The following is a 9,388-nucleotide window of genomic DNA, read 5'->3' as shown; positions in this document are numbered from 1 at the left end:
CGTGTCAGCCCGGATGGCCTGTGGATCGAACTGCACGGGCGGTCGGAAGCAGGAACCCGCCGAGACGACTGCGCAAGGAGCCATCCATGCGTAGCATGGTAGGAATCTCCGGCCTTCAGGCCGGGGAGGATGTCAAACGAACGACACTTGCTTTCTGAGCCACTAACCTTGTAGAAAGACAAGGGCGAAAGGGCGGCTTTGATGCGGCGGCGCATTCTACAGCTTTGCATCCTCGGCTGGACGATGCTCCTCGTCCTGGCAGTGGGGGGCAGGGGATCCCTGCTGGTTCCCCACTTTTTTGGCATTGAAGCCCTGCAAGCCCAGGCTCAAACTCAAGCCGGAGAACTGCCGCAGCCGATGCGGCTCAAACTCCCCCCCGGCCTGGATCGCTACGCCTACGACAAGGCGGTGGGAGACTACTTTGAGGAAATCGAGCCGCTTTTGCCAGGTGGAGCCTATGCCCAGTGGGCCTTCTATCCCGTCCCTATCTACATCCAAGGGGATCACCCCCAGTGGAAGGCCTCCGTGGAGCAAGCGGTGAAGGAGTGGTCGGCCTACATCCCGCTCAAGGTGGTGGCCAAAGAGGAGGAGGCTTTCTACGGGATGAGCATTTACCGCGTTCCTCCTATTGGCGGCGGGGTGGCAGGGGCGGCCCGGCCTGAGTTTTTCTTCGCCTCGGATGGCTCTTTACAACAGCGGGTGCGCATCGTCATTGCAGAAGGACAGGGGTTGGCCGAGGTGACGGCGGTGGCCCGGCACGAGATCGGGCATGGGTTGGGGTTGTGGGGCCATAGCCCGAACCTGCGGGATCTGATGTATGGCGGACACCATGCGGCGGCTACCGGCAATCGGCGGGTGTTGCGGGTGCCCAACATTACCAAGCGGGATCTGAACACCCTCAAGCGCGTCTACGAGCAGCCCACCCTCAGCGGGCAGGTCTTTCCAGAGAGCTATCGCCGCCTGTTTGGCCAGCTTCTGCAGGAAAAGCCGCTGCCCGAGAGAGCTCTTGGATTGCCGCTAGCTAGAGCTGCAGGAGTTGCGACACCCCCTTGAGCGCCATAGCTAGGAGAAAAAAGAGCAACTGGGTGGCAACAATGCTGGGGCCGGAGGGCAGGTTGAAGGTTGCCGAGGCGATCATCCCCAGCACCGCGCTCAGTCCCCCAATACCTATGGCCAGCAGCACATAGGTTGTAAAGCGGGATCCCAACATCCGTGCTGTCGAGGCCGGGATGACCACAAAAGCGCTCACCAGCAACACCCCCACCGAGCGAATCGCCAGGGCCACCACCAAAGCCAGCAACACCACAAAAGCCAGCTTCTGCCAGCCCACCTGAACCCCCCGCGCCCGCGCCAGCGGCTCATCCAAGGTAAGCAACATCTGGGAGGGCAAAGTCAATCCCACATAGGCCGAGCTGATCAGCAAGAGGATCCCGCTCGTCCACAGGGCTGCCGGGCTGATCCCCAAAATCTCCCCAAACAACAACTGGTTGAGGTTGCCCCGATAGCCGGGCAGCAAGCTGAGGGCGATAACGGCCAGCGCCAAAGAGGAAGAGTAGATGATGTTCAGCACCGCATCCGCCGACAGTTGAGTGCGCTCCAAGACAAAGGTGACGCCCAAAGCAAATCCCACCCCAAACACCATCAACACCACGGTGGGATTCAGCCCCAGCAGCACTCCCAAAACAATCCCCAGCAGAGCCGAATGCCCCAGGGCATCGCTAAAAAACGACAGTTGCCGCAGAATAACAAAACTGCCCAGCAGCCCACCTGTCATGCCGGTGAGGATCCCACCCAGCATGGCCCGCTGCATAAAGGGCAACTGCAACAGCTCCACTACCCGCACCCAGCCCTCCAACATCGCCTTCCCCTCAGTGACGGTGGTAGCGGACAAAATGGTGCTCCGCACCGCTGTCGCGAACAGGCCCATAAACCCGGCTCAGCACTTCTGGTGCCAAAGCCACCTGGGGGGATCCCTGGCAGATGAGGGATTGGTTGAGGCACAGCACGCGGTCGCAATAGCAAGACACCATTTCCAGATCATGGGAGATCTGCAAAATGGCCCAGCCCAGGGATTGGCGCAGCTCTTCCAGGAGCCGGTAAAACTCCCCCTCGCTGAGCGTATCTAAGCCTGCCGGTGCCTCGTCGAGGATAAGCAGCCGCCGCGGCCAAGCCAAGCAATAGGCCAACAGCACCCGTTTCAGCTCCCCGCCGCTGAGCTGGCCCAAAGCCTTAGAGGACAGGTGGGATGCGCCGGCTCGTTCCAGCGCCTCTTGCACCGCCTGCTGCCGAGCAGAGCGCTGCTGCCAGGGCCAGCGGGGTTGCAACGCCCCCCAACCCAAAGCCACAAACTCCTCCACCACCATGGGAAGCCTAGGATTGAACTGAAAACGTTGGGGCACGTAAGCCACCTGCTGCCGCACCGAGGGGGGCAAGTAACCGGACAGGCACACCGGCTCTCCCAGAATCCAAACCGAGCCGCACTGCCGCGGCAGGATCCCCAAGATGGCCTGCACCAAGGTACTTTTGCCAGCGCCATTGGGGCCGACAATGGCCGTATGGGATCCCGCCCTCAGCTCAAATGACACATTCTGTACTGCCAAGCGGGATCCCCGATAGACCGTCAGCCCCTCCACGCGCAGGACAACCTCGCCGGAGCAGGAGATCATCGCCCCCTCGCCAGCAGGTGTTCGAGAGCAGCTTGGCCCAGCAGCGGCAATTGCAGGGGCAGGAAGGCCGTCTCCTTCTCAAAGGCGGAGACCAGGTTCTCCACGTTTTGCCGCAGGATGGTCAGGTAATATTCCGGCTCGATCCCCTCAGGGTCAGCGGTTTCGATGGGATCGAAAACGCGAACTTGGATCCCTAGGTCTCTGGCCAAAACCTCAAAGGGGTTGTTACTCCCCAGCTGCGGTTCCACCAGGATCGTCTTCAGGCCGGATGCCCGCACCGTCTCCATCACCCGCCGCACATCTTCGGGGGAGGGGCTGGCTTCAGGGATCTCCACCAAAAACTCAGCCTTGAGGTTGTAGCGCTCGGCAAAGTAGGGGGCAAAGTTGTGGAAAACTACAAACTTTCTGCCGGCAAAGGGAGCCAAGCGCTGCTCGATCTCCTCATCCAAAGCCTTGAGCTTCTCGATAAAAGCAGCCGCATTGGCCTGGTAGATCTCTGCCCCCGCCGGATCTACAGAGATGAGGCCATCACGAATATTTTCCACCTGCTGAATGGCCCGCCTGGGATCCAGCCAAATGTGGGGGTTAAACTCGCCGTGGCTGCGCCCATGAGAGTGGCCATGGCCATGCCCGTGAGAATGGCCGTGACTATGTCCATGAGAGTGTCCATGGCCGTGACCGTGGGAGTGCCCATGCTCTGGCTCCTCAGCCCGCAAAGTTGGGATCCCTTCGCTGCTGTCAACGATTTGCAATTGGGGGTTCCCAGCGCTGGCGATCAACCCTTCCAAAAACGTTTCCATACCCAACCCGTTGATCACCAGCACATCCGCCTGAGCCAGCAAACGAACCTCCTCAGGTCGAGCCTGAAAGTCGTGGGGCCCCATCTGAGGGGGAAGGAGTGGCGTGACTTTTGCCCGATCCCCGGCCACAGCACGGGTAAATTGCGTTATCGGCAAAATCGTGGTCACCACCTTTGGGGGGCTGGATCCCTGCTGGGCCCGGGACTCTTCTTGGCGCATCTGCAGGCTTCCCAGGATCCCGACCGAAAGAGCGGCCACCAGAGATACCAGCAATCGCATGGATCGAACAGAGCGAAGAGAGTTAAGCCTATCGGTCATGTGCAGAAATACCTCACAAAACAACAGAGACAGCAGAACTTGCAGAACCCGACCTTCGAAAAGCCAAAGCCCTCTGCTGGAGCAAAGAAAACATGCTCACCAGACCGTTGCTCCTGGAAGGGCTAAGGCTGAAATTGAGGCCCATCTCCCGCACAAACTCTGGGGAAACCCCCAAAATCTCTTCCGGCGCTAGGCCACTTAGCCCCTCCACCACAATGGCCACCAAACCCTTGACCAACTGAGCATCGGCATCCCCTTGGATGTAGACCTTGCCCTCCCTAAACTCGGTGGCCAGCCACACCCGCGAAGCGCAACCTCTGACTAGGTTCTCCTCCTTCCTCTCCACTTCGGGAAAGGGTGGCAGGCGCTTGGCATAGGCTAGGAGAAGCTCATACTTCTGCCGCGAGGTCTTGGCCTTCTGGAAGCGATTGACAATTTGCTGCAGAGCTGCGGGCATCCCTCAGCTTGTCTAGAGTGAGAATGATAATCAAACTCATCATAACACCCCCACTCAGCGAGGGCGCAGGGGCACCTGCAAACTTTTGGGACTGTCGTTACCGAAGCGAGCGATAGCCGCCACTTACTCCCCGTGGTGAGAGGACCAGTTGCCAAAGTTGGCTGGCCCGGGCCTTGAAGCTACCGGCACTCATCAGGAGATAGAGCCGCCACATGCGGCGAAAGCGCTCATCGTAGCGGTCGGCTAATTTTGGCCATGCCTGCTCGAAATTGGCGTGCCAGGCTTTTAAGGTGGCCACGTAATTGATCCCAAAATTGTGCCAGTCTTCCAGCACAAATAAGCCCTCAAAGGCTGCAGTAATCAGATGAGGCGAGGGCAGCATCGAGTTGGGGAAAATGTAGCGCTCAATCCAGGGATCCCGCCCCTGGTAGGCCACGTTGCTGCCGATGGTGTGCAGAAGAAACAAGCCATTGTCGTTCAACAAGCGGCGGGCTACCTGCATAAACGTTCGGTAGTTTCGGTAGCCAACATGTTCAAACATGCCGACAGAAAGGATGCGATCAAACTTTCCCTGGGTCTGGCGATAGTCTTCTAACCGAATCTCGACCGGCAGGCCGCGGCAGCGTTCGCTGGCCAGTTTGGCTTGCTCTTTGGAAACAGTAATCCCCACAACCTGCACCCCGTAGCGTTCGGCCAGGTACTGGGCTGTGCCGCCCCAGCCACAGCCGATGTCGAGCACCCGCATGCCGGGTTGGAGTTCCAGCTTGCGGGCAATGAGGTCAAGTTTGGCCTCCTGGGCTTCATCCAGAGTTTGCGCGCCCCCATCCCAATAGGCACAGCTGTAGATCATGCGGCGATCCAGCATGGCCTCATAGAGATCGTTGCCAATGTCATAGTGGCGCCGGCCAATGACAAATGCCCCCTTGCCCCGCTGGCGGTTGATGAGGCGACTGTCCAGCCCAAGTAGGGGCTGAATTAGCCAACCCACCTGCTGCGGTGCCTGGGCAGTTAGGAGACGACAAACTAACTCATCAATGGCCTCACAATCCCACCAGCCCTCCATGTAGGCCTCGCCAAAGCCCAGGGATCCATAGAGCAGGCAGCGCAGGTAGAGCCGCTCGTCGTGAACTTGAATATCCCAGGGCTGTGAGCCATTGAGGGTTATACCGGCAGCATCCAGAACTCGAAGCGCATACTGACGCGCCAGCCAGCGCAAGCTGTTGAGTCCTTTCCCCATCCCTAGGGATCCCTCACTGCAGGGAAACTGACTCAACAAATACACCCCAAGGTGGCAAGGGATCCAACAAGTTGTTTCCAATTTCTAGGGATCCCCCCGAAGGGGGAACAACACACGCTTACCGCGTCCTATTCCACCTTGGCTTCAGGTTTCCAATTTCTAGGGATCCCCCCGAAGGGGGAACTTCAAACTGAATTAAACATCTACAAAGCTCATGTGAGTCCCTCGTTTCCAATTTCTAGGGATCCCCCCGAAGGGGGAACGTTAGAGGGAGCGGAGGTCGAGTACGAAGACAGCAACCTGTTTCCAATTTCTAGGGATCCCCCCGAAGGGGGAACAAGATCACACTTACTCGTGTGTGTTGTCCAGTATGAGTTTCCAATTTCTAGGGATCCCCCCGAAGGGGGAACGCTATCCTCAACTGCCCGCCAGAGTTAGAAGGGGCGGAGGTTTCCAATTTCTAGGGATCCCCCCGAAGGGGGAACGTCTTTAGCAACCGTGAGGATTACTTTGGAACCTGCACTCTTGGTTTCCAATTTCTAGGGATCCCCCCGAAGGGGGAACGAGCCTGGATTCGTCTCGGCAAGCCGAGCGAGGCGATTGTTTCCAATTTCTAGGGATCCCCCCGAAGGGGGAACTGTCCTTTTATCCCTGTGAAGGGAGGTTTGCTATGCAGCATGTTTCCAATTTCTAGGGATCCCCCCGAAGGGGGAACAAACTCATGGCAGTGTGTGACGACTACAACCGTCTGCACTACATGATGTTTCCAATTTCTATGGATCCCCCCGAAGGGGGAACTCAGGCGGATGAAATCAGAAAGCCTCCCTCTCGGGCAGGGTTTCCAATTTCTAGGAATCCCCCCGAAGGGGGAACTCCACCCCTATTAAACCCAAGCAGGGCAAGGAATGCAAGGCCCATTTGCGAGGGATCCGGAAAAAAGTCGGCAAAAAGAGTTTTGGCGAGGGGGTTTTGGGGCCGGAAAGCCTTGTGGCGCAAGGCGTCGAGGGATCGAACGAAAGAATCGGCCTTTGCGGCTTTTGGCGGATCGCTCGCGGAGGCGTTGATACCGTTTTGGTGTTCTTTTGGAAACATCGAGATCCAGACAAGGGCAGTAGGGCCCTGAGTCCACTGATGAGCCAACCTCAGCCAATCTAGCCGCGCAGGCGACCGGAGCGCAGGATGCTGATGACGAGCCACAGCCCCAACAGGCTGGCCGCGCCGAAGAGGAGTTCGCTCAGCCCAAAGACCTGAAACCGCTGCGTCTGAGCCGAGATGATGGCAGCTCCGACGATCAGAGAGCCGACCACAATGCTGTAGGAAAGGCGGTTGGCCGACTGATCCAGGCTGCTGCGGATCCCGTCCAGCTCTTGGATGGTCAAGTTCCAGCGCTGGGTTTCCGACGTGATGCGGCTGAGCAGCAGCTCCATCTGGCGCGGCGATTGCAGAGAGAGATTTTTCAAATCCAAAGCCGTGCGCAGCAGCGAGGGCAGAGGGGCCTCCCCCAGCAATTGCGCCCGAAACACATCCGCCATCAGGGGGCGAAGCTGCTCCGGCAGGTTGTAGTCGGGGGTGAGCTGGCGGGCGATCCCTTCCAAATTGGCCAGCGCCTTGGCACAGAGGCCCAAATTGCCGGGAATGCGGATCTGGTTGCGTCGAGCCGCCTGCAGGATCTCAGAAAAGAGCTGGCTGAAGTTGAGCTCCGCAATGCTCAGGGTGTAGTACTGCCGCAGAAGGCGCTCGTAGTCGCTTTGGAGCTGGGCCAAGCTAACCGGCTGCTCCCGCAAGCGGGCCGTGGATCTTTCCGGCAGGGCCAACTCCAGGGTCAATTCGGCACAGCGCTGGGCATCGAGGCTGACAATGGCCAGCATCAGCTCCAGCAGAATCTGCTGCGTACGCGGATCCAGCCGCCCAATCATGCCGCAATCCAGCAGGGCTACGCGACCGGATCCCAAGTAAAAGAGGTTGCCGGGGTGGGGATCGGCGTGGAAATAGCCATCAATGCAGATCTGCTGGAAAAAAGCGCGGGTCAAGAGGCGGGCGATGTTTTCCGGGTCCGCGTCGCTGCGATCCGCCTCCAACAAGGGCCGGCCCTCGATCCACTCCAGCGTCAACACCTTTGGCGTAGTGAGAGGCCAATGGATGCGCGGCACCACCAGTTGGGCCGGATCAAACCAACGCCCCCTTTGCAACTGTTGGCGGAGCTGCTCGGTGTGGCGGGCCTCTTGGGTAAAGTCCAGCTCTGCTTGAATGGCCCGGCAGAACTCATCCGCCAAGGCCACCACATCTGCCAACCTGCCGAACTCCGTTTGCGCCACCAGCTCGGCAATGCCCCGGATTAGCCGCGTATCCCGCTCCACCACCGCCTCCAGCCCGGGCCGCTGGATCTTGAGGGCTACCCACTCGCCGCTGACCAGACAAGCGCGATGGACTTGGGCAATGGATCCCGCGGCAACCGATTCCCTGTCCAGGCTGCTAAACACCTGCTCCAACGGCTGCCGCAACTGCTGCCGCAGCAGGATCTCCACCGCATTCCAGGGAACAGGAGGTACGTCGGCCTGCAGAGTGCTGAGGGCCTCGATGTACTCTCGCGGCAACAGGTCCGGACGGGTGCTCAGCAGCTGGCCTAGCTTGACATAGACCGGCCCCAGATCCACCAAAATGTTGCGCAGCACCATTGGGGGGGGCAGTTGGGGTTCCCCAGCCTTGCCAAAAGAGAGCAAGCGGCGCATGTAGTCCCAACCGTGGCGCAAAACCACCTCCAGGATCTCGGCCTGACGCGCCCCACTCTGGGCCAGACGGGCAAACATCGCAGTCTCTCTCCCTGGAAGTCCAATGGCAGAGAAGCCCGATCCCTAGAAAAAGGGGATAGGGGCCACCCTACGGGTTCCATCCCAGCCGGTTTGCAGCCCCTCCCGCAACACCCGCAGTACCTCATCGGTATCGGCATTGGGCTGGGCAAAGGAGAAAACATGCTTGAAGCGCAGTTTGCCCTCCCGATCCACAACGAACTGGGCCGGCAGGGGTGCTCCCAAAGCTTGGCCAACCCCATAGAGGCGGAAGGTTTTGCACTCGGGATCCACCAGCAGCGGGTAAGGCAGCTGCAGGTCTGCTTGAATCTGCTGGCTTTGAACCGGATCAGTGCTGGTGACCATCAGCAGCTCCGCCCCCAGAGCTTGGATCTCCCTGTAGCGGGCTTTCAGCTCTTGGATGTGGGGGTAGCAAAAAGGGCAAAAAAGCTTTTCGGTGAAGATACGAGTAAAAGCCAGAACCACCGGCTTTTGGCCGCGGTAGTCCGATAGCCGCACGGGATCCCCTTGCACGCGCGGCAGCTCAAAATCGGGGGCAATCTGGCCGATTTCCAGAGAAGTGTTGGCTGGTTGGGGGATGAAGTTGTCGGCAAAGCGACGGTTAAACAGTCCGCTGTTGCTGGTCATTGCAGTTTTTTACGTTTCTTTACTACTTGCCACCAGCCTAACCCAAAGCCTCGGCCACCGCCTTCAGCCGTCGGAGCTGGGCCCGCATATCCTGCTGGGTCGGCCCTGCTGCCAACAGGTAAAACCCTGCCGCCACCCAGGGATTGGGAATGCGGAAGTTGAAGCAATTGACTAGAAGGGTACCCCCCGGCTGGGGATGGCATTCCCAGCGGTCGGTTCCTTCAAAAAATCCCTTAAACTGCCACTGCACCAAGCCTTCTGCCCGCTCTGTAATCACGCAATCCAAGCTGGGGGATACAAACGGCAAGCGAAGGAAAAAGCGGTAGCGGCTGCCCAATTCCGCCAGAGGGGATCCCACCGCCTCACAGCCCAACAGCGGGTTGAGCCAGCGCTTCATCAACTCCAGGTCGGTGAGGCAGCGATCCACCTGGGCCACGCTGGCCGCAATCGGAATTGACTGGGTGTAGACAGGCATC

Annotated in this window: 9 protein-coding genes and 1 CRISPR repeat array; of the genes, 1 reads left to right on the top strand and 8 read right to left on the bottom strand. The window is 59.1% G+C overall.

Annotated features, from left to right (window positions below; genetic code table 11):
- Positions 1-201: 201 nt before the first annotated feature.
- Complete coding sequence (locus tag ACVW0C_RS12045; protein WP_457385604.1) at positions 202-1,053, top strand: hypothetical protein; 852 nt, start codon at positions 202-204, stop codon at positions 1,051-1,053.
- Here the strand turns inward: ACVW0C_RS12045 and ACVW0C_RS12040 are convergent.
- The 8 genes from ACVW0C_RS12040 to ACVW0C_RS12005 form a co-directional block, all read right to left on the bottom strand.
- Entirely contained in the window at positions 1,022-1,858 is an 837-nt protein-coding gene (locus ACVW0C_RS12040) for a metal ABC transporter permease (protein WP_457385608.1), read from the bottom strand. The two genes, ACVW0C_RS12045 and ACVW0C_RS12040, sit on opposite strands and share 32 nt — an antisense overlap.
- A gap of 10 nt (positions 1,859-1,868) precedes the next feature.
- Entirely contained in the window at positions 1,869-2,666 is a 798-nt protein-coding gene (locus tag ACVW0C_RS12035; RefSeq protein ID WP_457385602.1) for a metal ABC transporter ATP-binding protein, read from the bottom strand.
- Positions 2,663-3,784, bottom strand: a complete 1,122-nt coding sequence (locus ACVW0C_RS12030) for a metal ABC transporter solute-binding protein, Zn/Mn family (RefSeq protein ID WP_457385601.1) — start codon at positions 3,782-3,784, stop codon at positions 2,663-2,665. Before ACVW0C_RS12030 ends, ACVW0C_RS12035 begins: the two co-directional genes overlap by 4 nt.
- Before the next feature lie 13 nt (positions 3,785-3,797).
- Positions 3,798-4,241 carry a SufE family protein gene (locus ACVW0C_RS12025; protein ID WP_457385599.1) on the bottom strand — a complete coding sequence of 148 codons (444 nt, stop codon included), beginning with the start codon at positions 4,239-4,241 and terminating at the stop codon, positions 3,798-3,800.
- A 97-nt stretch (positions 4,242-4,338) separates the two neighbouring features.
- Positions 4,339-5,478, bottom strand: a complete 1,140-nt coding sequence (gene cfa, locus ACVW0C_RS12020) for a cyclopropane fatty acyl phospholipid synthase (RefSeq protein WP_457385606.1) — start codon at positions 5,476-5,478, stop codon at positions 4,339-4,341.
- A 73-nt stretch (positions 5,479-5,551) separates the two neighbouring features.
- Positions 5,552-6,351: a CRISPR direct-repeat array (repeat unit 36 nt; unit sequence GTTTCCAATTTCTAGGGATCCCCCCGAAGGGGGAAC).
- Between the two features lie 278 nt (positions 6,352-6,629).
- Positions 6,630-8,285 carry an ABC1 kinase family protein gene (locus ACVW0C_RS12015; protein ID WP_457385597.1) on the bottom strand — a complete coding sequence of 552 codons (1,656 nt, stop codon included), beginning with the start codon at positions 8,283-8,285 and terminating at the stop codon, positions 6,630-6,632.
- A 45-nt stretch (positions 8,286-8,330) separates the two neighbouring features.
- Positions 8,331-8,912, bottom strand: a complete 582-nt coding sequence (locus tag ACVW0C_RS12010; RefSeq protein ID WP_414332206.1) for a peroxiredoxin family protein — start codon at positions 8,910-8,912, stop codon at positions 8,331-8,333.
- A 37-nt stretch (positions 8,913-8,949) separates the two neighbouring features.
- A complete protein-coding gene (locus tag ACVW0C_RS12005) occupies positions 8,950-9,387 on the bottom strand; it encodes an SRPBCC family protein (RefSeq protein ID WP_457385595.1) in 438 nt (145 codons plus the stop codon).
- Position 9,388 lies beyond the last annotated feature (1 nt).

It is taken from the genome of Thermostichus sp. OS-CIW-26 (assembly GCF_054058395.1).
This window is presented reverse-complemented; position numbering and strand designations above follow the sequence as displayed.

What these genes read in the sequence shown, in the direction of transcription:
- ACVW0C_RS12025 (WP_457385599.1), bottom strand. Translation starts at nt 4,241, where the DNA reads ATGCCCGCAGCTCTGCAGCAAATTGTCAATCGCTTCCAGAAGGCCAAG.
- ACVW0C_RS12005 (WP_457385595.1), bottom strand. Translation starts at nt 9,387, where the DNA reads ATGCCTGTCTACACCCAGTCAATTCCGATTGCGGCCAGCGTGGCCCAG.
- ACVW0C_RS12010 (WP_414332206.1), bottom strand. Translation starts at nt 8,912, where the DNA reads ATGACCAGCAACAGCGGACTGTTTAACCGTCGCTTTGCCGACAACTTC.
- ACVW0C_RS12045 (WP_457385604.1), top strand. Translation starts at nt 202, where the DNA reads ATGCGGCGGCGCATTCTACAGCTTTGCATCCTCGGCTGGACGATGCTC.
- ACVW0C_RS12035 (WP_457385602.1), bottom strand. Translation starts at nt 2,666, where the DNA reads ATGATCTCCTGCTCCGGCGAGGTTGTCCTGCGCGTGGAGGGGCTGACG.
- ACVW0C_RS12015 (WP_457385597.1), bottom strand. Translation starts at nt 8,285, where the DNA reads ATGTTTGCCCGTCTGGCCCAGAGTGGGGCGCGTCAGGCCGAGATCCTG.
- cfa (WP_457385606.1), bottom strand. Translation starts at nt 5,478, where the DNA reads ATGGGGAAAGGACTCAACAGCTTGCGCTGGCTGGCGCGTCAGTATGCG.
- ACVW0C_RS12030 (WP_457385601.1), bottom strand. Translation starts at nt 3,784, where the DNA reads ATGACCGATAGGCTTAACTCTCTTCGCTCTGTTCGATCCATGCGATTG.
- ACVW0C_RS12040 (WP_457385608.1), bottom strand. Translation starts at nt 1,858, where the DNA reads ATGTTGGAGGGCTGGGTGCGGGTAGTGGAGCTGTTGCAGTTGCCCTTT.